The organism is Streptomyces sp. NPDC058307, assembly GCF_042880295.1.
Taxonomy (GTDB): domain Bacteria; phylum Actinomycetota; class Actinomycetes; order Streptomycetales; family Streptomycetaceae; genus Streptomyces.
In genome coordinates this window covers 18934-40936 of the sequence record NZ_JBHVYZ010000044.1, presented here as the reverse complement: position 1 = coordinate 40936, position 22003 = coordinate 18934, and the positions used below count along the sequence as shown (strand labels likewise).

The following is a 22003-nucleotide window of genomic DNA, read 5'->3' as shown; positions in this document are numbered from 1 at the left end:
CGAAACACAGGGTGCTTACATGAAGAGGTAGGTAGCGTGTAAGCATGAAGCAGCAGGTGAAGCGGGCATTCAAGTACCGCTTCTATCCCACCAGTGAGCAAGCGACGGAGCTGACACGCACCTTCGGTTGCGTTCGCTACGTGTACAACTGGGCCCTGCAGCTTCGCTCTGAGGCGTACACCCTGCGTGGTGAGAAGATCGGCTATCCAGCTACGGATCGCTCGCTGACGGTACTCAAGGCGAGTGAAGAGACTGCGTTCCTGCGGGAAGTGTCCTCGGTGCCGTTGCAACAGGCACTGCGACATCTTCAACTTGCATTTCAGGCGTTCTTCGAGAAGCGGGCGAAATACCCAAGGTTCAAATCCCGCAAGAGATCGCGTTCCTCGGCCACGTACACCCGAGCCGCCTTCCGCTGGCGCGGTGGCGATCTGTTTCTGGCGAAGATGAGTGAACCGCTCGCCATCGTCTGGTCTCGGCGTCTGCCGGAAGGGGCCCATCCGTCCACGGTGACCGTCTCCCGGGATGCGGCGGGGCGCTGGTTCGTGTCCGTGCTGTGCGAGGACCTCGTAACGGCCGAAGAAGCCACCGGACGCATCGGAATGGACGCGGGAGTCACCAGTCTTCTCACACTGTCGACTGGCGAGAAGATCACGAACCCGAAGCAGGAAAAGCGTGAGCGCGCTCGGCTGGCGCGGGCACAACGCGAACTGTCGCGCAAACAGAAAGGGAGCAGGAATCGGGAGAAGGCCCGTGTCAAGGTCGCGAGAGTGCACGTTCGCATCGCCGACCGACGCAGGGACCACCTGCACAAGGTCACCACTCGTCTCGTTCAGGAGAACCAACTGATCGTGATCGAGGATTTGACGGTGCGGCACATGCTCAAGAACCGCAAACTCGCGCGTGCGATCTCGGACGCGTCGTGGGCGGAACTGCGGAGCATGTTGGAGTACAAGTGTGACTGGTACGGGCGGGAGTTGATCGCCGTTGATCGCTGGCATCCGAGCAGTAAGGCGTGCTCGGCATGTGGTCTGATCCGTGACCGGCTTCCCCTGAATGTTCGTGTTTGGACATGCGAGGGCTGCGGCGTGACCCACGACCGGGATACGAACGCGGCACGCAACCTTCTGGCCGCCGGGCTGGCGGTGTCGGCCTGTGGAGCCGGTGTAAGACCTCAACGGAAGATCCTTCCGGATGGGGCAGTCGGCGGCGAAGCAGGAAGGCTTCGAAGGAGCGTCATGTAATGGCGCGGAGTCGGAGCGTCTCCTCTGACGGAGGAGAGAGGTCAATTGACGGCACCCACGGCGGTGGCCGCGCGAGGGGACCGCACTGGTCGATCGAGGGGGTCACTTGATCGCACCCACGGCGATACCGCGGGTGAGGGTTCGCTGGAAGACGAGGAAGAACACGATCGCGGGGAGCACGCCGAGCAGGGCGGCCGCGTTGGTCATCGTGGCGTCCATCAGGCGCTGGCCCTGGAGGACGCCGAGGGCCACCGACACCGTCTGGTTGTCGTTGGAGATCAGCATGACCAGGGGGAGCAGGAACTCGTTCCAGGTCCAGATGAAGAAGAAGACCAGCAGCACACCGAGGGTGGGGCGGCTGACGGGGACGACGATCCGCCACAGGACCTGCCACTTGGTCGCGCCGTCGATCCGGGCCGCCTCCAGGATCTCGCGGGGGAACTGACCGAGGACCGCGGCGAGCAGATACGTGCCGAAGGCCGCCTGGATCACCGTGAACACGATGATCACGCTCAACCGGGTGTCGTAGAGGCCTGCTTCCTTGCTCAGGTAGTAGACCGGGTAGACCAGCGCCTCCTGCGGCAGCATGTTCGCCAGGACGAAGAAGGCGAGGACCCAGGTGCGGCCCTTGATACGGCCGATGCCGATCGCGTAGGCGTTCAGGACCGACAGGATTACGGCCAGTACGGCCACCGAGCCGCTGATCAGTACCGAGTTGGCCAGCTTCTGCCCGAAGTCGACGCGCTCCCAGAAGTCCTTGATGCCCTGGGTGTAGAGGCCGTCGGGGAGGCTGAGGGGGCCGTTCTGGGCGTACTCCGTGGGGGACTTGAAGGCGTTGACCGTGACGATGAGGAACGGCACGATCATGAACAGGGCCGCGATGCACAGGGCGATCAGCACCGGGTAGCGGCGCAGGGCGGTGGTCATGCGTCGGTCCTCTCCTGGAGCCTGAGACCGATCAGGGAGAGCGCGAGGATGATGACGGTGAGCACGGTGGAGATCGCGGCGCCGTAGCCGACCTGCGTCTTCTCGAAGAACGTGGTGAAGGAGAAGTAGGACGGCACGTCCGTGGCGCCGCCTGGCCCGCCCTTGGTCAGCACGTACACCGCGCCGAATACCTTGAGCGCGGCGATCGAGCACCAGGTCAGGACGACGTAGATCTCCGGGCGGATCTGCGGCAGCGTGATGTGCCAGAAGCGGCGCCACCAGCCGGCGCCGTCCAGCTCGGCCGCCTCGTGCAGTTGCGGGTCGACGCGTTGCAGGCCGGCCATGAAGATGACCAGCGGGAAGCCCAGTTGGACCCAGACCATGACGCCCATGACGCTGTAGAGGGCGAGATCGGGGTCGCCGAGCCAGTCCTGCTGCCAGCTGCCCAGGCCGATCGCCTTGAGGAGGGCGTTGAGGGAGCCGTTGTCGGGGGCGAGGATCCAGCTCCAGACGATGCCGGCGACCGCGATCGGCAGCACCTGGGGGAGGTAGAAGCAGGCGCGCAGGACGGCGGCTGTTCTCGACCCGAAGTGCTTGCCGACGTAGTCGAACAGGGCGGCGGCGAGGACCAGCCCGAGCACGGTGGGGATCGCCGCCATCGCCACGACCATGAACAGGCTGTGCCGGAACGACGCCCAGAACTCCGAATCGTCCAGCAGCTCGCGGTAGTTGGCGAGACCCGACCACTCGGGGGAGCCCACGCCCTGCCAGTCCGTGAAGCTCACGTACGTATTCATCACGAACGGCACGACGATGACCGCGAGGAAGGCGAGGGCACCGGGGAGGAGGAACAGGGCGTAGGAGTCGCGGGGGCGGCGCGGGGGCCGTGGGGTGCTGTCCTTGCCGACCGCCCGCGCACTCCGTTCGACGGTCGCCGTCATTGCTTCGGCGCGCCCTTGTCGTAGGCGTCCTGGAGATCGCTGAGGTAGCCGTCGGGCTTCTCGCTGCCCGTGATCAGCTTCTGGGTCTCCGAGACGAGGACGTCGTAGAAGCCGGGGACCGGCCAGTCGGGGTAGAAGGCCAGGCCGTCGTTCTTGGAAAGGGTGTTGAAGTCGTCGATCAGGGTCTTCGACCGGGGATCGGTGATGGCGGAGGCGTCGGCCGCGACCGGGACGCCGCCGGAGTTGCCGAGCAGGTTCTGGATCTTCTTCGACATGGTGATGTCGATGAAGTCGTAGGCGAGGTCCTTGTTCTTCGAACCCTTCGGTACGACCCAGAGGTTGCCGCCGGAGCCGAGGGTGAGCTTCGAGCCGGGCCAGCGGAAGGTGCCCCAGTCGAACGTGTTGTCCGTCTTGAAGCGGCCGTACCACCAGCTGCCGGAGAAGAGGATCGGCGCCTTGCCGGAGGTGAAGGAGACACCGGCGGCCTCTTCGTTCTGGCCGCTTGAACTCTTGCTGAAGTAGCCCTTCTTGACCCAGTCGGCGAAGGTCTCGGCGCCGTGGGTCCAGGCCGCGTCGTGGAAGTCGGTCCTGCCCTTGTAGAGCTGGTACGAGTTCACCCACGCGCGGTCGGCCTTCGAGAGCGCGAGCTGGTAGAGGTACTGCTGGGCCGGGTAGGCGGCGCCGCCGTTGGCGAGCGGGGTGACTCCCTCGTCCACGAACTTGTCCATGGCGGCGGTTAGTTCGGCGAACGTCTTCGGCTCGGCGATGCCGTACTTCTTGAAGAGGTCCTTGTTGTAGTAGACCAGCGTGTACTCGGCGTAGTTGGGGACGCCGTACCACTTGCCGGAGCCCATCACGCCGTTGGTGTCGTAGAGGCTCGTCGTGCGGACGCTCGGGCTGAGCTTCTTGTCCCAGCCGCGCTTGGTCGCCTCTTGTGTGAGGTCGGTGAGCAGGCCCTGCTTGGAGAGCAGGCCCGCGGTCGCGTTGCCCTTGTTGTACTCCATGAGGTCCGGCGCGTCCGAGGAGTTGAGGACCATCGGGGCGGTCTTCTGGATCTGGTCGAAGCTCTTCTCCTCGAACTCCACCTTCACACCGGGGTGCGTGGCCTCGAACTCCTTGATCGCCTCCTTCCAGGCGATGCCCATCGCGCTGGTCGGACCCTCGTAGTGCCACAGCCGCAGTGTCTTCCCGTCGGAGGACCCGCTGTCCGAGTCCCCGCAGGAGGTCATCAGCAGCGATCCGGTCAGGACCACCGCCGCCGCCACCACACGCCTTCGTGCCGTCAACATCCCGTACCTCCGGGGAGTCGGATGGTGCTTCGGGCCGCGCGTCGGGCAGGGGTCGTCGATTCGACTCGATTCGACGACCCCTGTCGAAGCGCTTCGACGAAGGAACGTATGTGGGGGTGTCGAAGGTCGTCAATGGGTTGTGCGGGATCAGGTGAAGCGATTCGACGACGGGGTGGGGAGGCGGCGATCGTCGGAACGGTGGATGGTGGTGTGACGTGGTGGGCCTTGTGGGGGTGAGGATGGTCGTCAGGGGTGCTGCGGCTGCTGCGACCGGGATGCCGTAGGCCGCCGTCGGTGACAGGTGATCCGCCGGACGGGCTTCTGGGGGCGGTGCTGGGGAGCGGGACGGTGACGGCGGGGGGGGGGCAGGCCGTTGTGGCGTCTGTCCGGGTGAGGGCGGTCGTCGGGCTGCTGGGGCTGTGGTGCCGGGGGTGCCGTAGGGCGTGGTGGCCGCCGGGACGGGTCTGTGCACCGGTGTCGCTCGTGGAAGCGTCTTGTTCGGGCGATCGGGCGAGGTTGGTCGTCAGGGCGGTTGCGGCTGCCGTGACCGGGATGCTGTAGGTCGCGCGGAAGCGTTGTCGGCTGCTGGGGTCGTGGTGCTGGTGGTCCTGCCCGGGTGGGAGCGGTCGTCGGGCTGCGGGCCGGTGGGGGCTGGTCGCGCAGTTCCCCGCGCCCCCAGGGAGCTGCCGTCGCCTGTGCCAGGACGGAACCGTCGGCCGACCCCGCGCGCTCCACACGCCCCGCCGGAGCCGCACGGGTCGCCGCAGGCACTCAGGGGCGCGGGGAACTGCGCACAACGCCCGCTCCCACGGGCTGCTGGGGCTGTTGTTACGGGGATGCCGTAGGTTGCGGCCCGACCGTCACCGGTCTGCGCGCCGGTGCCGTTCGTGGAAGCGTCCCGTCCGGGTGAGGGCGGTCATCAGGGCCGCCGCGGCCGCCGTGACCGGGATGCCGTAGGCCGCCGTCGGTGAGACGTGTTCCGCCGTCCATCCGCCGGCCGCGCTGCCGCAGGCGATGCCGCCGAGCAGGCCGGTCACGGCGAGGGTCATGCCCTCGTTGAGGCGGCCGGGCGGGGTGTGCCGCTGGACCAGGGTCATCCCGGTGACCATCGTCGGGGCGGTCGCCATCCCGACGACCAGCAGCGCGGCCGCCAGCGCGAGCAGGGAGCCGGTGAGGGAGGCGGCCAGCAGGGGGAGCGTCAGCAGGGCCGCCATGGCGGCTATGCACCACACATAGCGGTCCTCCGCGGACCCGGTCCGCCGTTTCGCCCCGTACACGAGCCCCGCCGCACACGAACCCGCCGCCTGGAGCGCGAGCACGATCCCGGCCGCCGAGCGGTGTCCCCGCGCGTCGGCGAAGGCGATGGTGGCGACCTCCATCGAGCCGAACACGGCGCCCATGGCGAGGCAGACGGCGAGCAGGGACGGGATGCCGCGAGCGCGCAAGGGCGCCTTCGCGAGACCGCCGCCCCCGCGCACCGGTGGTTCCGTCGAGCGCTGTGCCGTGAACACCAGCATGCCCGTCACCAGCAGCACGACCCCGGTCAGCGTGCCCGCCTCCGGGAAGAGCCTCGTGCACAGGAAGGCGGCGAGGACCGGGCCTACCATGAAGCACGCCTCGTCCACGACCTGCTCGAAGGAGTTCGCGACATGCAGCGACTCCTCGTCGCCGTGCAGCAGGTGGGCCCAGCGGGCCCGGGACATCCCACCGAGGTTGGGGGTCGTGGCGGTGGCGGCGTACGACATGAAGAGCGTCCACGCCGGGGCGCCGAGACGCACGCACAGCAGCAGCGCCAGCGAACCCAGTGCGGCGAGTGCCGTGGCCGGTACGGCGATCCTGGCCTGTCCGTGTCGGTCGACGAGCCGCGCGGTCCACGGAGCGACCACCGCCGTGGCCGCGAGGCCTGCCGCGGTGACGGCGCCGGCGAGGGCGTACGACCCACGCGTCCCCGCGATCATCACGACCGCGCTGACGCTGAACATGCCCATGGGAAGCCGGGCGAGAAGGTTCCCGACGGTGAAGGCGCGGGCTCCGGGGGTGACGAGGAGACGGCGGTAGGGGCCGGGCTCCCGTGAGTACGTAGAGCGCGCGCGTGATCCTCGTTCGCTGAAGTCGACGATGACCAGCGTGTCCGCGGTCATGGTGAACATCGGTCGGTCCGGTTGCGGCATGCACACACCGTCGCGCCCGGACGATCAAGCGGTCCAACACCTTCTCCGTACCGATTGACGCACCTGTGTTGTAAGTTCGCCCGATGTCCGTGCCCAGCCCGAGACCCGGCCCCCGCTCCCACCACCTCGACCCCCGTCTCCTGCGCGCCTTCCTCGCCGTCGCCGACGAGCTGCACTTCACGCGCGCGGCGGCCCGGCTCTACGTCGCCCAGCAGGCGCTCAGCCGTGATGTACGGCGCCTGGAGCGGGAGTTGGGCGCGGAGCTGTTCGTACGCACCACCCGGCAGGTGACCCTGACCGTCGACGGTGAGCGGCTGGTGCCGTACGCCCGCCGGGCCCTGGACGCCCAGGACGCGCTGCTCGCCGCCTTCGCGCAGGCCCGCCCCCTGCTCGTGGACTTGAACTTCCCCGACCAGGCCACCGCCCGCGCCGTGCTGCTGCGGGCCCGGGAACTCGCCCCCGACCAGGAGCTCATGGCCCGCTACGAGAGCGGGCTGACGGGTGCGGCGGGGGAACTGCTGGCCGGTCGCCTCGACGCGTCCTTCGGCCGGTTCACCGGTCTGGACCCGGCGCTGCGGGCGGGCCTGGACCACCAGCCCGTGCGGTACGAGCCCATGGCCGTCGTCCTTCCCGAGGACCACCGGCTGGCCTGCCTGGAGCGGGTGCCGCTCGCCGCCCTGGAGGGCGAGACGGTCTACGCGGGAGCCGGAAATCCGCGCACTCCGGAATGGACCGATCTCGCTCGTCGGTTGTTCGAAGGACGGGGCATCCAGCTCGCCCCGCCGGCCCCGCTCGCGGTCGGCGACGAGGAGTTCCGGCGGATCATGGCGAAGACCCGGAACCCGATTCTCGCGGTCATGGATTTTCCGGCTATGCCTGGCACCGTGCTGCGACCGCTGGTCGAACCGGTGCCGCTGTCGCCCGTGTCGCTGGTGTGGCGCAGGGGTCTGGTGCACCCCGCGTTCGATGCCCTTCGGCACGCCGCAATCGAACTGTCCGTCGAACTTGACTGGCTTCGTCGGCCCTCCGATGGATGGATTCCAGCCACCGATGAGGCCGATATGAACATCCACAAATGACACATGGCGCACACGGCCCGTGCCTCTGCGCTACATTCGTGGGCCTGAGCACGGCGTGGTAAAGGGGGCGCCAGGACCGGGTGGGGGCCCGGTTCGGCCGACGTGTGCTCAAGGTCGACAGCGCGCCCAGATCAGCCCGTGGGGGGATGTACGTGCGCGTGAAAAAGTGGCGAGAAGACGCCCAACCGGAATGGCCCGAGGTGGCATCAGGCACCCAGGACACCGGGACGACCGGGGGTGCCACCCAGGCCTTTCCGGAAACCGCAGAAATCAGGGAAAACGAAGAAGCCGGAATAACCGGAGCAACCGGAGCAACCGGACTAGCCGGAGCAACCGGACCAGCCGGATCAACCGGTGAAACCGGAGCCCCGGCCGGGGACGGGAAGGGTGACTTCCCGGGAGCCCCGAGAGCGGACCGCGACCGGGACCTCCCCGAGCCGCCCGGCCGTAGAGCCGTCGTACGCGATCCCTGGGACGAGTCCGGCAGCGGTGGCGGTGGCGGTGCCGACGGCGCCCACGACCCGCACGAGGTGACGGTCCAGCTCGACGGGATCAGCCTGAGCGGCGAGGGCCGTATCGAGGCCCGCCCCGGAGGCGACGGCGGATCCGAGGGCTCCGACGGCCCGGTCTTCGTCGACGCGTCGGGCCGGCGCAGCCGGCGCTTCCGCCGGATCGGCATCGCCGTCGGTCTGGCCTGCGCGGTCTACGCCGTCGTCATCGTCGTTACCCTGCTGTCCGGCAACTCCAACGCGCCCTGGCTCCCCATGACCGGCCCGAAGGACGACGCCCCGGCCGGCAAGGTCGACACCAGTCCGATGCCGGCCGAGTCCGCCGAGCCCTCCGCCGCCGCGGGGGTGATCCCGGGGACCACCCCGACGGTCAGCGGCGGGGCCACGCCGGTGCCCGGAGTCAGCGGCACCGCGCCCGGTGCCACCGTGAGCCCGGGCAGGCCGGGGGCGTCCGCCGATCCGTCGGCCACCGCCAGCCAGCCGGGCGGCAACCCGTCGGTCAGCGCGGATCCGTCGACGCAGCCGACGCAGTCGGTCACCCCGCCGCCCAGCGCGTCGGTCACCCCGCCGGTCACCACCAGCCCCGAACCCTCGGTCGCCCCGACCCAGACCACGGGCGGCGAAAGCGCCGGCCCCGGCACGGTCGCCGACGGCCCGGCCGCCCCCTCGCCCGTCGCGTCGGAGACGTCCCAGCCCTCGGCACCCGACACCTCCGCTCCGGCCGCGCCCTCCGGCGCGCCGCTCTCCTCCGGCGTCCCGCTCTCCTCCGGCGCCCCGCTTTCCTCCCCGTCCCCGGAGAACATCCTCTGATGGCATCCCGCACCCGCCGCCCGGGGGCCGCGCCAGGAGCCCCCGACGGCTCCAGGCGCCGTCGCCTGCCCATGCGCCTGCTGCTGCCCGTGCTCGTCCTCGTAGCCCTGATGGCGATGCTGATGCTGCGCGGCTACGTCCACAGCGAGATCCTCGCCGACCACCGCGTCCGGTCCGAGGCATCCACCGACAAGGTGCCGGAGAAGATCCTCGAAGGCGGGCCGGTGATCGACACCCGCGGCGGCCGCGTCACCAGCCTGAAGATGCCCGACCGCCGGCTCGTCCTCACCTTCGACGACGGCCCCGACCCGACCTGGACCCCGAAGGTCCTGGACGTGCTGAAGAAGCACCACGCGCACGCCGTCTTCTTCGTCACCGGCACCATGGCCTCCCGCTACCCGGACCTGGTCAAGCGCATCGTCGACGAGGGCCACGAGATCGGGCTGCACACCTTCAACCACCCCGACCTGTCCTTCCAGTCGAAGAAGCGCATCGACTGGGAGCTCTCCCAGAACCAGCTCGCCCTCGCCGGCGCGGCCGGTATCCGCACCTCGCTGTTCCGCCCTCCGTACTCCTCCTTCGCCGACGCCATGGACAACAGGTCCTGGCCGGTCACCGAGTACATCGGCACCCGCGGCTACATCACCGTCGTCAACAACACCGACAGCGAGGACTGGCAGAAGCCCGGCGTACGCCGGATCATCCGCAACGCCACGCCGAAGAACGGCAAGGGCGCGATCGTGCTGATGCACGACTCCGGCGGTGACCGCCACCAGACGGTCCAGGCACTCGACCGGTTCCTGCCCGCCATGAAGGACAAGGGCTACGCGTTCGACAACCTCACCGAGGCCCTCGACGCGCCCAGCGCGCACACCGCCGTCGCAGGCCCCGAACTGTGGAAGGGCAAGGCGTGGATCTTCTTGGTCCAGGCCTCCGAGCAGATCACCGACGTCCTCGTCGTCGGGCTCTCGATCATCGGTTCCCTGGTCATCGGCCGCTTCCTCCTCATGCTGCTGCTCTCGGGCATCCACGCCCGCCGGGTCCGCCGCAAGGACTTCCGCTGGGGAGCGCCGGTCACCCAGCCGGTGTCGGTGCTGGTCCCGGCGTACAACGAGGCCAAGTGCATCGAGAACACCGTCCGTTCACTGATGGCGAGCGAGCACCCCATCGAGGTGCTCGTCATCGACGACGGTTCGAGCGACGGCACCGCCCGGATCGTCGAGGCGATGGGCCTGCCGAACGTCCGGGTCGTACGCCAGCTCAACGCGGGCAAGCCGGCCGCGCTGAACCGCGGTCTGGCGAACGCCCGTCACGACATCATCGTGATGATGGACGGCGACACCGTCTTCGAACCGTCCACGGTCCGCGAGCTGGTGCAGCCCTTCGGCGACCCCCGCGTGGGAGCCGTCGCCGGCAACGCGAAGGTCGGCAACCGCGACTCGATGATCGGGGCCTGGCAGCACATCGAGTACGTGATGGGCTTCAACCTCGACCGCCGGATGTACGACGTCCTGCGCTGCATGCCGACGATCCCGGGTGCGGTGGGAGCCTTCCGCCGGTCCGCCCTGGAACGCGTCGGCGGCATGAGCGACGACACGCTCGCCGAGGACACCGACATCACCATGGCCATGCACCGGGACGGCTGGCGCGTGGTCTACGCCGAGAAGGCGCGCGCCTGGACGGAGGCACCGGAGTCGGTCCAACAGCTCTGGTCCCAGCGCTACCGGTGGTCGTACGGCACCATGCAGGCGATCTGGAAGCACCGCAAGGCACTGGTGGAACGGGGCCCGTCGGGCCGCTTCGGCCGCGTCGGCCTGCCCCTGGTCTCCCTCTTCATGGTGGTGGCGCCCCTGCTGGCCCCCCTGATCGACGTATTCCTTCTCTACGGCGTCGTGTTCGGCCCGACCGAGAGGACGATCGTGGCCTGGCTGGGCGTCCTCGCGCTCCAACTGGTCTGCGCCGCCTACGCGTTCCGCCTCGACCGGGAGCGCATGACCCACCTGATCTCGCTGCCGTTGCAGCAGATCCTCTACCGCCAGCTCATGTACGTCGTGTTGCTCCAGTCCTGGATCACGGCCCTCACGGGAGGCCGCCTGCGCTGGCAGAAGCTGCGCCGCACGGGAGTCGTCGAGGCACCGGGCGGACCGGTACCGCGGCAGCAGCGGCGAAGTGGCAGTGACGAGCGGAGGCCGGTCGGATGACGCAGGAGTACACGGCGGATCAGCGGGAGCAGCCCGGGGTGGTCGCCCCGCCCAAGCCGGCCGGTCGGGACCGCTATCTGGACCTTCTCCGCTCCCTGGCGCTGGTCCGAGTCGTCCTCTACCACCTCTTCGGCTGGGCCTGGCTGACGGTCCTGTTCCCGTCCATGGGCGTGATGTTCGCGCTGGCGGGCTCACTGATGGCGCGCTCGCTGAAGAGGCCGGCACTGAGCGTGATCAGGGGACGGCTCCGCCGACTCCTGCCGCCCCTCTGGGCGTTCAGCGCGGTGGTGCTGCCACTGATGTTCGTCGGCGGCTGGAAGCTATCGGAGGACCCGGACCACAGCGGCACCTGGGGCCTCCTGCAAATGGTCAACTACGCCATCCCGATCGGGGCCCCGCCGTACCCCTGGGAGGTCGGCTTCCCGAAGGACCTGCTGGAGAGCACATGGGCGGACCAGGCGGTGGGCCCGCTGTGGTACCTCCGCGCGTACCTGTGGTTCGTGCTGGCCTCCCCGCTGCTGCTGTGGGCGTTCCGCAGGGTGCCGTGGGCGACCCTGCTGGCTCCGCTGGCCCTGACGGCCGTAGTGGGAACGGGACTTGTGACCATCCCCGGCGAACTCGGCAACACCGTCTCAGACTTCGCGGTCTACGGCAGCTGCTGGATCCTCGGTTTCGCGCACCACGAGGGCGTACTGGCGAAGGTCCCGCGCTATCTCGCCGTCTCCGGCTCGGTCATGGTGATGGCCTTCGCCCTGTGGTGGGCCTCCGGTCATCAGGGCCCCGACGGCTGGGACCTGAACGACATCCCGCTCGCCCAGGCCGCCTGGTCCTTCGGATTCGTGGTGATCCTGCTCCAGTACTCACCGTCCTGGCAGGAGCTGCCGGGCCGCCTGGCCCGCTGGGACAGACTGGTGACCCTCTCCAACAACCGTGCCGTCACGATCTACCTGTGGCACAACCTGCTGATCATGGCCACGGTCCCGATCATCGACCTGGCCTACCGCCTCCCCTTCATGCAGAGCGACCGCGCGGTCGCGGCGCTCGACGCGACGGACATGCTGTGGATGTTCGTCCTGGTCTGGCCGCTGATCGCACTCGCGATCCTGGCGTTCGGGTGGATCGAGGACCTGGCGGCGAAGCGCAGGCCGAGGGTGTGGCCCGACGGTTCACGACGGGGTCGGGTGGGCGCTGCGGTGACCGGGGGACAGGGGTCCTGACGACTACGGGCTCCGCACCCGATACGGGAGGCGGAGCCCGGCGAGGCCAGGAGCCCGTGTGATCAGATCCGGGTCACCGGTGCCTGCAGTTCCGTCACCCAGTCGTCGCGGTTCTCGGGGCACTCCAGGTTGATCTCGCGTGGGTATCCGGTCGACTGGTAGCCGTTGCCGTCGATCCAGCGGGCCAGGGCCTGGGCGGTGGGGAGCACGGTGTCCATGGAGCCGCGGTGCACGATGGTCGCCGCCTGGTCGAGAGACGGCAGGTCGAGGATGCGGAAGTCGCCGTCCTGGAGAGGGGCGGAGACCTGGACGGCGGCGTGGACGCTGATCCTGCCACCGCCCTCCGGGGCGTCCTCGTAGTAGGCCACACCGGGGCCCGTGGGAGTGACACCCGCCGAGCCCAGCCGCCGGAACAGCTCGTCGTAGAGGGGCCCGATGACCGGGCCGATGTCCTCGGGCTCGAAACTCGCGGCGGTCGCGGTCAGCTCCGCCACCCGGACGGTGGGGACACTCTTGATCACAACGTCGTTCGTGGGCATGCGCCCCTCGCTCTCGATCGCTCGGAGCCTCGCCTCGACCTGGATCAGCCGTGCTCCCGCGGCAGCCATAGCGGTCTCCAGTTCGGCCCGCCGCAGCCGCAGCATGCCGCGTAGTTCCACCGCGCTGACCTTCTCGTCGACGATGTCCTGGACCTGCTGGAGGGTGAACCCGAGGTCCTTGAGCGCGATGATCCGGTTGAGGCGGGCGAGTTGGGCGGCGGTGTAGTAGCGGTAGCCGCTGGCGGGGTCGACATGAACCGGACGCAGCAGGCCGGTCGCGTCGTAGTGCCGCAGCATCCGGACTGACACGCGGCCGTGCCGGGCGAAGTCTCCGATGGTGAACATGATGTCTCCGAGCTGACCGCCTGACACGGTGTGAGGGTCAAGAAGCACGCCCATCAGGTGTCCAAGCCCGGCTGCCCTTCCGTGGTCTGGCGCGAGCGGCTGCTCGATGCGGTGTGCGAGATGAAGGCGGCCCAGGCGAAGGACTGGAAGACGAGGTGGGGGCTTTCCGTCGACTTTGAGTCGCGGACGTGCGTGGCGCTGGAGATGGCGGCTATCTCGACGCAGTTCGAGCTGTCGCCGCTGTAGCTGGACTTCTGCCAGTGGGGGGTCTGCACGGTACGGCCCTTTCACGTGTTCTGAATGAGGCGGTGGATCACGTCGCGTGACTCAGCGGTGCCGAGTGCGCAGGTTTCCATGTGATCAAGCACCGCACGGTACTTGCTCAACCATGCCTCCGTGTCGAGGAAGCCGCAGCCCCCGTGGTGTGTGTCCAGCTGAACGGTGTCGAGCTGGGGGACGGCGCCCTCTACGTAGTCGAAGGACTGGCCTGTGCTCGGGAAGAACTCGGTGCCGAAGGGGATCACGCGGACGGTGACGTGGGCCAGTTCGCTCATGTCCAGTAGATGCTTGAGCTGGCCGCGTACGACAGCGGGGCCGCCGAAGCCCATGCGCAGGGCTGTCTCGTGGATGAATGCCGAATACGCGGGCGGATCTTCCCGGTGCAGGATGCCTTGCCGCTTGATGCGGTGGGTGAGGCGGTGTTCGATCTCGTACTGCCGCATGGGCGGTACGACTGCTCGGAAGAGGGAACGAGCGTGGTCCGTCGTCTGCAGCAGCGCGGGGATGTGAATCACTAGGGCTACGCGCAGCCCCGTTGCGTGGTGCTCCAGTTCGGCCAGGTCGACCAGCGCCGCCGGTAGATGATCGCGGTACGTCTCCCACCAGCCGGGCGTCCGCCGTCCCGTCATCTCGGCCAGGGCGTCGATCAGAGCTTCGTCGGAGCAGGCGTAGGCGGACGCCATGGCCCGGACGCGGTCGGCGCTGAGGGGGCTGCGGCCGGTCTCGATCATGCTGATGCGCCCTTGGTTGACGCCGAACATCGAGGCGGCACCGGTCGTGGTGAAGCCGGCCTGCTCGCGGAGTTTGCGCAGTTCGGCCCCGAGTCGGCGCTGGCGCAGGGTGGGGTTGCTGGTGGGCGGCAAAGCGCGTCCTTCCGGGCTGCGGTGCGGTGGTCGTGTAACCCACACGAAGTAATAACGGGTGCATCTCTTCTATTCGGAAGATGTATCTCCCGCATGCCTCTACTGTACTTCTTGTCGCCCAACTCCCCCCGCCCATAAGCCGGAAGCGCACCCACAAGGCACAGCCACCGCACGGCGCGGCCGTTGAGCGAGTAGTCGTCGAAGCCCCGTTTCCCTTCCGCCGGAGGTATTCGATGGTCACCGTAGCCCTGCCCGACACCTGGGTGTACGCCCTTCGTCTGCCGCATGACCCCAGAGCCGCACGCGTCGCACGTACGACCGTGCGGGCCGCTCTGAACAGCCACGGCATGGCCGAAGTCCTCGACGCCGTGGAGCTGCTGACGTCCGAACTCGTCACCAACGCCTACCTGCACACCAAGGGGCCCGCCTCGTTGAGGCTGACCGCCCTGGGCGAGGGGCGGCTGTGGGTCGGGGTCTGGGACAGCCATCCCCACATCCCGGCACCCTTCGCCGAACCGCCCGGTGACCGTGTTCCGCCCGGCTCGGTGGGTGCTGTCGGCGGACGCGGGTTGTTCCTCGTCCAGGAGTTCGCCGATGCATGGGGTGGCTGGTCGCTGGGGGACGGGCTTCTCGACCGAGGTGCGGGGAAGCTGTTGTGGTTCGAGGTGGGCCGGGGTGACCGGTGCGGTGGGAAGCGTTGAGCAGTCCAGCCGCGGCTGTCGTACAAGCCCGGCATACTGCTGTCGTGGCCGAGCACGCACACAGAAGCAGGAGCGCGCCTTCCCGCTGGGGTTACGGGATGGAGCGGCTGCCGGTGACGCTCGACGAGCTGGCCGGACCCAAGAGCGGATCCGTCGCGCTTCCCCTGGAACTCGCATGGTCCGGGCTGCGGGTCTTCGATCTCGGTGATGTGAAGCTGCTGCTGGGCCTGTACCGGATCGTCCTGAACAACGGATCGACGGACGACTTCGTCCGCTATCTCGATCAGGGGCACCTCGTCCGCCACTGGCCGATCCTGCGCAAGATGCTGGGGCGTGGCGTGCGCGAGACGTGGGAGGAAGCCTTTCTCGAGCTCCGCCGTTCCGGTCCCGAGCTCCGCCGTTCCGGCTCGGTATGAAGCTGCCCCCGCTGCATCGCCGACTGCTGGCGGATGCCCTCGACGCGGGCGAGGACTACGAGCTCGCCCTCGCCGGCGGGTATGCCGTGCAGGCTCATGGCCTGGTCGCCCGTCCCAGTCAGGATCTGGACTTCGCGACTCGGCACCTTGCGTCGATGACCGACATCGTCCCGCGCCTTGCGGACGGCCTGCGGGGGAAGGGCTGGACGGTCGTCGTTGTCGATGTCAGGCCGCTCAAGGCACGGCTCCTCGTAACGGATCCGGACAGCCGGGAGGCCTGCGAAGTAGACCTCCTCAAAGAAGCCTTGGCTCGTCAACCGGTAGCCATGGACGTCGGCCCCGTGGTCGATCTCGAAGACCTGGTGGTCATGAAGGTACGCGCCCTCGGCGATCGCGGTCTGCCGCGTGACGTGATCGACGTCCACGCAGCCTGCCGGTACTACTCCGTCATCGAGCTGGAGCAGCTCGGCGCGCGGGACGAGAGCGAATTCGACCTCGTCGAGCTCCGCGACCGGCTCGAGAGCGTCGTATGGGTCAGTGACGAGGAGTTCGCCGCCTACGGGCTCAGCCCAGAGGACATCGCTGAGCTGCGGCGATGGGCCCTGGAGTGGGAGTCCGACCTGGGCCTGCGGCTGGCCGAGGACTACGACGATGTCGAGGATGCCGACGACTGAAGTGGTCGGAGCGGTCCTCACAGCACGGCCGCCCGACGCGCGGAGCTGTTCGTAACACAAAGCCCCCACGACCTCTCATCCCGCCCCCCGCCGGGGTGAGAGCAACGTTCCCTTCCGGTCACCCGGTGCCACAGGCAGGAAACGCGTCCTCCCTACCTTCGGATCAGCCACTCGAAGCAGGACCGAGCCCCGTCGCACCGTGGAGGCGTCATGACAGCCCCTAGTACAGCCCCCGCACCCCCGAGCAGGGGCGGTCGCTGGATCCAGCAGTGGGATCCGGAGGACGAGACCTTCTGGAAGGAGACCGGCGAGAAGGTCGCCAAGCGGAACCTGCTCTTCTCCGTTCTCTCCGAGCACATCGGGTTCTCGGTCTGGACCATGTGGTCCGTGCTGGTGCTCTTCATGGGCCCGGAGTACGGGCTCACCCCGGCCGACAAGTTCCTGCTCACGTCGATGGTCACGCTCGTCGGTGCCGTCGTCCGCGTCCCCTACACCTTCGCCGTCGCACTCTTCGGCGGGCGGAACTGGACGATCATCTCGGCCAGCCTGCTCCTCGTCCCCACCATCGCCGCGTTCACCGTGATGAAGCCGGGGACCTCGTTCAACACCTTCCTGCTGGTCGGCCTGCTGGCCGGCATCGGCGGCGGCAACTTCGCGTCGTCCATGACGAACATCAACGCGTTCTTCCCCCTCCGTAAGAAGGGGTGGGCGCTCGGGCTCAACGCCGGCGGCGGCAACATCGGCGTCCCGGTCATCCAGCTGGTCGCCCTCGCGATCATCGGCGCCAGCGGCGGACCCCGGGTGCTGCTCGGGATCTACATCCCGCTGATCCTCGTCGCCGCCGTCCTCGCCGCGCTCTTCATGGACAACATCGAGAACGTGAAGAACGACACCGGCGCCGCCAAGGACGCCGCGCGGGACGGTCACACCTGGATCATGTCCTTCCTCTACATCGGCACGTTCGGCTCGTTCATCGGCTACAGCTTCGCCTTCGGGCAGGTGCTGACGAACCAGTTCGGCCGGACCCCGCTGGAGGCCGCGTACGTCACCTTCATCGGCCCGCTGCTCGGCTCGCTGATCCGTCCGGTGGGCGGCGCGCTGGCCGACAAGTACGGCGGCGCGAAGATCACCCTGTACAACTACGTCGGCATGGGCGCGGCGACCGCGGTCCTGATCGCCGCCAGCATGCAGAAGTCGCTCGGACTGTTCACCACCGCGTTCGTGGTGCTCTTCGTCCTCAGCGGCCTCGGCAACGGCTCGACGTTCAAGATGATCCCCGGCATCTTCCACACGAAGGCCCTCGCCAAGGGGCTGGAGGGCGAAGCGGCCGCCGCCTACGGGCGTCGCCTCTCCGGTGCCTCCATGGGGCTGATCGGCGCGGTCGGCGCGCTCGGCGGCGTCGGCATCAACCTCGCCTTCCGCCAGTCCTTCCTCTCCTACGGCTCCGGAACCGGCGCGTTCGTCGCCTTCCTCGCCTTCTACGCGGCCTGCTTCCTGGTCACCTGGGCCGTATACCTTCGCCGTACGGCCGCCCAGGGCCGGGCCGCGACCGCCTCCGAGGCGAAGCCGCAGCTCAACTACGCCGAGGTGTGACGTAACACTGGCGACATGAACCCGAACCGAGCCTGTCACGAGCCGTTGACAGGCTCGGTCGGCATGTAGGTCGGACGACAGACAGCGGGACGACAGCCATGTACGACGAACAGCAGGCAACAGAGCAACACGGCCCCCTGGCGGGGTTCACCGTGGGAGTCACGGCCGCGCGCCGGGCGGACGAGCTCGGTGCGCTGCTCCAGCGCCGCGGGGCCGCGGTGCTGCACGCGCCCGCCCTGCGGATCGTGCCCCTCTCCGACGACAGCGAGCTGCTGGCGGCGACGAAGGACCTGATCGACCAGGCGCCCGACGTCGTGATCGCCACGACCGCCATCGGGTTCCGGGGGTGGGTCGAGGCCGCCGACGGGTGGGGGCTCGGTGAGGCGCTTCTCGACCGGCTGCGCGAGGTGGAGCTGCTCGCGCGCGGGCCCAAGGTCAAGGGGGCCGTACGGGCCGCCGGGCTGACGGAGGACTGGTCGCCGTCGTCCGAGTCCATGGCCGAGGTGCTGGACCGGCTGCTGGAGGAGGGCGTCGAGGGGCGCCGGGTCGCCATTCAGCTGCACGGGGAGCCGTTGCCCGGGTTCGTGGAGGCGCTGCGGGCCGGGGGAGCGGAGGTCGTGGGGGTGCCGGTGTACCGGTGGATGCCGCCGGAGGACATCGGGCCGGTGGACCGGCTGCTGGACGCGGCGGTCTCCCGCGGTCTCGACGCGCTCACCTTCACCAGCGCTCCCGCCGCGGCCTCGCTGCTGTCCCGGGCCGAGGACCGCGGTCTGCTGCCGGAACTGCTGGCCGCGCTCAACCATGACGTGCTGCCGGCGTGTGTCGGGCCGGTGACCGCGTTGCCCTTGCAGGCGCGGGGCGTGGACACGGTGTCGCCCGAGCGCTTCCGGCTCGGACCGCTCGTGCAGTTGCTGTGCCAGGAACTTCCCGGGCGGGCCCGGACCTTGCCCATCGCCGGCCACCGGGTGGAGATCCGGGGACACGCGGTGCTGGTCGACGGGACGCTGCGGCCGGTGCCCCCGGCGGGGATGTCGCTGCTGCGGTCGCTGTCCCGGCGGCCCGGCTGGGTGGTGTCCCGGGCCGAGCTCCTGCGGGCGCTGCCGGGCGCGGGCCGCGACGAACACGCGGTGGAGACGGCGATGGCCCGCCTCCGCACGGCCCTCGGCGCGCCCAAGCTGATCCAGACGGTGGTGAAGCGGGGGTACCGACTGGCACTGGACCCGGCGGCGGACGCGAAGTACTCGGACACCTAGTCGGCCGACCGGCCGACCTGGGCCGCACACCTGCCCGTCGCCTTCATCAGCAGCCCCAGCGCCCCCGTCAGCAACACCGCCCGCACCACGTCCACGCCACCCACGGGTCCTCGAACTCCTCGCGCAGGGCGCCGGGGTCGCGGCCCCGCGCGAGGGCGTCGTTGAGGGGATGTTGAAGGCGACGGTGACCAGGAAGGCCAGGGCGGACAGCGCCAGGGCCGCCCACACCCACCCCCGTCGGCCCGTGCCGCGCGCCTGCCAGGCCGCCACCGCCGGGAGCAGCGGGGCGCGCAGGAAGCCGAGGAAGAACACCGGGTTCTGGATGACCTCGTTGATGTCGCGCATCACCTCGACGTAGTGGCGACCGTGGCCGCGCCCAGTACGAACCCGCCCAGTACGAACCGGCCCAGGACAGGTCCGCTGCTCCCGGTGCTCTGTGTCATGGCTCCAGTCAAGGGCCCCGCCCAGAGCTCCTACATGGCCGAGACGCGCCGCCGCATACGTGCGCGTCCACGCACCGCCCACGGTTCGGGGGGTTCCGGCGGCGAGGGCGGGAGGGCACTGTTAGAGGGAGCCCCGGAACAGCCGCGAGCACCTCACCGAACCCTTACGGCCGGGGCACCCTAGGCGGTGACAGGCACATGGCACTGGGTACGGCCACGGTCGCGTACGAGCTGCGGTTCGACGCCGGACGGATCTGTCTCGACCTCCTCGCGACCACCCACCCCGAGGAACGCCTCGACTCGACGGAGGTGCTCGGCGCCTGGATCGTCGGTTCGGGGCTGGTGCCGGAGGGGACGGACCTGACGCACATGGACCCCTCCTGGCTCGTCGGCTTCCGGGAACTGCGCGGCCGCATCGGACAGTTGGTGCGCGGCACACCCGGTCACGGCCACGGCTACGACCTCGCGCTCGCCCACGTCAACGAGGCCGCCCGCGCCGCACCGCCCGCCCCGCGCGCCGTACCGGACACGGACGGCGCGCTGGTGCGCGAGCTGGACGGTCCGCCCGACTGCGCGGCGCTGCTCGGGGCGATCGCCAGGGACGCCGTAGGGCTGCTGACGGACCCGGTTGCGCGGGCCGGGATCAGAGAGTGCGAAGGGGACAACTGCCCCATCGTCTACCTCGATACGTCACGGGGGCGCAGGAGGCGCTGGTGCTCCAGTGAGGTGTGCGGGAACCGGGAAAGGGTGGCCCGGCATCGTCGGCGCGCGGCACTCTCGCAGAGCTGACTGGTCGTTATGTCCCTTCTGTGGAGCGGCTGTCGAAGTGATTTCGATTACATCTCGTTTACTCGCTCAACCTTACGGCCCGTAGTGGTGATCTTGCTCATGTGGTGGAAATGTAAAGATCGCGCGGCGGGAATGTGCCCCCATGTCCTGTCTCGTCACGTCACCCAGAACAAAACTGTCGTCGCACCTTGAACACCCGGCACCCCACGTCCGTACCCCTTCTCGAGCGACCGACTGGGGGAACCCCCGGACATCGGAGGTGGGCGTGCGCAAGGATTCCGTCGTGGCCAATGAACGTGGATCGAGGGCCCGACATCGCATGTCCCAGCCCTCGGAACCTGATGAGGAGCTGATGCGTGCCCTTTACAGGGAGCACGCCGGGCCTCTCCTTGCGTATGTCCTCCGGTTGGTTGCGGGTGACCGCCAGAGAGCCGAGGACGTGGTGCAGGAGACGCTCATCCGTGCCTGGAAGAACGCCGGACAGCTCAATCGAGCGACCGGATCGGTACGCCCCTGGCTGGTGACGGTCGCCCGGCGCATCGTCATCGACGGCCACCGCAGCCGGCAGGCCCGGCCGCAGGAGGTCGATCCGTCGCCGCTGGAGGTCATCCCCGCGGAGGACGAGATCGACAAGGCGCTGTGGTTGATGACGCTGTCGGACGCGCTCGACGACCTGACCCCGGCCCACCGGGAGGTGCTCGTCGAGACGTATTTCAAGGGGCGTACCGTCAACGAGGCGGCCGAGACACTGGGCATACCCAGCGGAACCGTTCGCTCGCGGGTCTTCTACGCCCTGCGGTCGATGAAGCTCGCACTGGAGGAGCGGGGGGTGACGGCGTGATGAGTGTGTACGGGGGTAACCAGGGATTCGGCACAGGTGGTTCGGGTATGTCAGGTTCCATGATGGGATCTCCGGTGCCGAACGAGCATGAGACCGTCGGCGCCTACGCCCTCGGGATCCTCGACGACGCCGAGGCAACCGCTTTCGAGGCCCATCTCGCGACCTGCGAATGGTGCGCCCAGCAGCTCGACGAGCTCGCCGGCATGGAGCCGATGCTCGCCGCCCTCGCGGACCTGCCGGGCTCCGGCACCCCCGCGATCGGGGAGTCGCTGTCCGCCAAGCCCAGTCCGCGGATCGTGAACAAGCTCGTGGACGAGGTCGCCGAGCGCCGTGCGCAGAAGCGGCGCCGCAGCTTCTACATGGTGGCGGCCGCGGGCGCGCTGATCATCGGCGGTCCGTTCGTCGCGATGGCGGCGAGCGGCGGCGACTCGGGCGGCGGGCCCAAGCAGAACCAGGTCCTCGCGGCCACTCCCAAGGAACTCTTCGAGTCCATGAACGACAAGGTGTCCGCGACCGACTCCAAGACCGGCGTCAGCGCGACCGTCGCCATGCAGGAGAAGAACTGGGGCACCTCGCTCGGCCTGGAGCTCAAGGGCGTCAAGGGACCGCTCAAGTGCTCCCTGATCGCGGTCGGCACCAACGGCGAGCGCTGGACGGCCTCCACCTGGTCCGTCGGCAAATGGGGCTACGGCATCCCCAACGGCAAGACCGCGGAGTCCAAGCAGCCGCTCTACATCGGCGGTGCGGTCGCTCCGGCCCAGAACGACATCGACCACTTCGAGGTCGTGGACTCCAACGGCAAGAAGCTCGTCCAGGTCGACGCCTGACTTCCCGCCGGGGTCCCCTTCGCGTACGGTTGACGGCTGCCCAGCACGTCAGAAG

The 22003-nt window shown here is 68.9% G+C and carries 21 protein-coding genes and 1 pseudogene; 14 read left to right on the top strand and 8 right to left on the bottom strand.

All coding sequences use genetic code 11. The features are described from left to right. Positions 1–44 precede the first annotated feature (44 nt). A pseudogene (locus ACFVYN_RS27870) lies at positions 45–1269 on the top strand (RNA-guided endonuclease InsQ/TnpB family protein). A gap of 74 nt (positions 1270–1343) precedes the next feature. Here ACFVYN_RS27870 and ACFVYN_RS27865 read toward each other — a convergent pair. The 4 genes from ACFVYN_RS27865 to ACFVYN_RS27850 all read right to left on the bottom strand — a co-directional run bounded on the left by ACFVYN_RS27865 (position 1344) and on the right by ACFVYN_RS27850 (position 6569). Beyond that, positions 1344–2168, bottom strand: coding sequence for a carbohydrate ABC transporter permease (locus ACFVYN_RS27865; RefSeq protein ID WP_390003034.1), 825 nt, complete (start codon positions 2166–2168; stop codon positions 1344–1346). After that, the gene (locus tag ACFVYN_RS27860) at positions 2165–3109 is read right to left on the bottom strand and encodes a carbohydrate ABC transporter permease (protein WP_390003031.1); all 945 of its coding nucleotides are present in this window, start codon (positions 3107–3109) and stop codon (positions 2165–2167) included. Before ACFVYN_RS27860 ends, ACFVYN_RS27865 begins: the two co-directional genes overlap by 4 nt. Next, the gene (locus ACFVYN_RS27855) at positions 3106–4398 is read right to left on the bottom strand and encodes an ABC transporter substrate-binding protein (protein ID WP_390003028.1); all 1293 of its coding nucleotides are present in this window, start codon (positions 4396–4398) and stop codon (positions 3106–3108) included. Before ACFVYN_RS27855 ends, ACFVYN_RS27860 begins: the two co-directional genes overlap by 4 nt. Before the next feature lie 860 nt (positions 4399–5258). Beyond that, a complete protein-coding gene (locus ACFVYN_RS27850; protein ID WP_390003025.1) occupies positions 5259–6569 on the bottom strand; it encodes an MFS transporter in 1311 nt (436 codons plus the stop codon). Positions 6570–6652: 83 nt separating this feature from the next. Between ACFVYN_RS27850 and ACFVYN_RS27845 the strand changes: the two genes are divergently transcribed. Continuing rightward, positions 6653–7648, top strand: coding sequence for a LysR family transcriptional regulator (locus ACFVYN_RS27845; RefSeq protein ID WP_390003022.1), 996 nt, complete (start codon positions 6653–6655; stop codon positions 7646–7648). A 347-nt stretch (positions 7649–7995) separates the two neighbouring features. On the opposite strand, the gene ACFVYN_RS27840 is transcribed toward ACFVYN_RS27845, so the two are convergent. Further along, positions 7996–8175 carry a hypothetical protein gene (locus ACFVYN_RS27840; RefSeq protein WP_390003019.1) on the bottom strand — a complete coding sequence of 60 codons (180 nt, stop codon included), beginning with the start codon at positions 8173–8175 and terminating at the stop codon, positions 7996–7998. Between the two features lie 3 nt (positions 8176–8178). On the opposite strand from ACFVYN_RS27840, the gene ACFVYN_RS27835 reads away from it, so the two are divergent. The 3 genes from ACFVYN_RS27835 to ACFVYN_RS27825 are packed head-to-tail and all read left to right on the top strand — an operon-like array spanning position 8179 to position 12385. After that, positions 8179–8967 carry a hypothetical protein gene (locus tag ACFVYN_RS27835; RefSeq protein WP_390003016.1) on the top strand — a complete coding sequence of 263 codons (789 nt, stop codon included), beginning with the start codon at positions 8179–8181 and terminating at the stop codon, positions 8965–8967. Next, on the top strand, positions 8967–11168 hold the full coding sequence (locus tag ACFVYN_RS27830; RefSeq protein ID WP_390003013.1) for a glycosyltransferase: 2202 nt from the start codon (positions 8967–8969) through the stop codon (positions 11166–11168). The genes ACFVYN_RS27835 and ACFVYN_RS27830 overlap by 1 nt, the downstream gene beginning before the upstream one ends. Then, positions 11165–12385: an acyltransferase gene (locus ACFVYN_RS27825; protein WP_390003010.1), complete on the top strand. Its 1221-nt coding sequence runs from the start codon at positions 11165–11167 to the stop codon at positions 12383–12385. The genes ACFVYN_RS27830 and ACFVYN_RS27825 overlap by 4 nt, the downstream gene beginning before the upstream one ends. A gap of 62 nt (positions 12386–12447) precedes the next feature. On the opposite strand, the gene ACFVYN_RS27820 is transcribed toward ACFVYN_RS27825, so the two are convergent. From ACFVYN_RS27820 to ACFVYN_RS27810, 3 genes are read right to left on the bottom strand one after another with little or no spacing between them, the layout of a single operon-like run. Then, entirely contained in the window at positions 12448–13269 is an 822-nt protein-coding gene (locus ACFVYN_RS27820) for a MerR family transcriptional regulator (RefSeq protein WP_390003008.1), read from the bottom strand. Between the two features lie 53 nt (positions 13270–13322). After that, positions 13323–13544: a DUF397 domain-containing protein gene (locus ACFVYN_RS27815; protein WP_390003006.1), complete on the bottom strand. Its 222-nt coding sequence runs from the start codon at positions 13542–13544 to the stop codon at positions 13323–13325. Between the two features lie 12 nt (positions 13545–13556). Then, complete coding sequence (locus ACFVYN_RS27810) at positions 13557–14411, bottom strand: helix-turn-helix domain-containing protein (RefSeq protein ID WP_390003004.1); 855 nt, start codon at positions 14409–14411, stop codon at positions 13557–13559. Between the two features lie 233 nt (positions 14412–14644). On the opposite strand from ACFVYN_RS27810, the gene ACFVYN_RS27805 reads away from it, so the two are divergent. The 9 genes from ACFVYN_RS27805 to ACFVYN_RS27765 all read left to right on the top strand — a co-directional run bounded on the left by ACFVYN_RS27805 (position 14645) and on the right by ACFVYN_RS27765 (position 21948). Then, complete coding sequence (locus ACFVYN_RS27805; protein ID WP_390003002.1) at positions 14645–15112, top strand: ATP-binding protein; 468 nt, start codon at positions 14645–14647, stop codon at positions 15110–15112. A 113-nt stretch (positions 15113–15225) separates the two neighbouring features. Then, positions 15226–15528 carry a hypothetical protein gene (locus tag ACFVYN_RS27800; RefSeq protein ID WP_390002999.1) on the top strand — a complete coding sequence of 101 codons (303 nt, stop codon included), beginning with the start codon at positions 15226–15228 and terminating at the stop codon, positions 15526–15528. Further along, complete coding sequence (locus ACFVYN_RS27795) at positions 15525–16202, top strand: nucleotidyl transferase AbiEii/AbiGii toxin family protein (protein ID WP_390002996.1); 678 nt, start codon at positions 15525–15527, stop codon at positions 16200–16202. The genes ACFVYN_RS27800 and ACFVYN_RS27795 overlap by 4 nt, the downstream gene beginning before the upstream one ends. A gap of 210 nt (positions 16203–16412) precedes the next feature. Further along, positions 16413–17795, top strand: coding sequence for a nitrate/nitrite transporter (locus tag ACFVYN_RS27790; RefSeq protein ID WP_390002993.1), 1383 nt, complete (start codon positions 16413–16415; stop codon positions 17793–17795). Between the two features lie 98 nt (positions 17796–17893). Beyond that, entirely contained in the window at positions 17894–19048 is a 1155-nt protein-coding gene (locus tag ACFVYN_RS27785; protein WP_390002990.1) for a uroporphyrinogen-III synthase, read from the top strand. Between the two features lie 169 nt (positions 19049–19217). Continuing rightward, entirely contained in the window at positions 19218–19406 is a 189-nt protein-coding gene (locus ACFVYN_RS27780; RefSeq protein ID WP_390002987.1) for a hypothetical protein, read from the top strand. Positions 19407–19689: 283 nt separating this feature from the next. Next, positions 19690–20280 carry a CGNR zinc finger domain-containing protein gene (locus tag ACFVYN_RS27775; RefSeq protein WP_390002985.1) on the top strand — a complete coding sequence of 197 codons (591 nt, stop codon included), beginning with the start codon at positions 19690–19692 and terminating at the stop codon, positions 20278–20280. A gap of 319 nt (positions 20281–20599) precedes the next feature. Continuing rightward, entirely contained in the window at positions 20600–21121 is a 522-nt protein-coding gene (locus tag ACFVYN_RS27770; protein ID WP_010039908.1) for a sigma-70 family RNA polymerase sigma factor, read from the top strand. After that, on the top strand, positions 21121–21948 hold the full coding sequence (locus tag ACFVYN_RS27765) for an anti-sigma factor family protein (RefSeq protein ID WP_390002982.1): 828 nt from the start codon (positions 21121–21123) through the stop codon (positions 21946–21948). The genes ACFVYN_RS27770 and ACFVYN_RS27765 overlap by 1 nt, the downstream gene beginning before the upstream one ends. Positions 21949–22003: the final 55 nt, after the last annotated feature.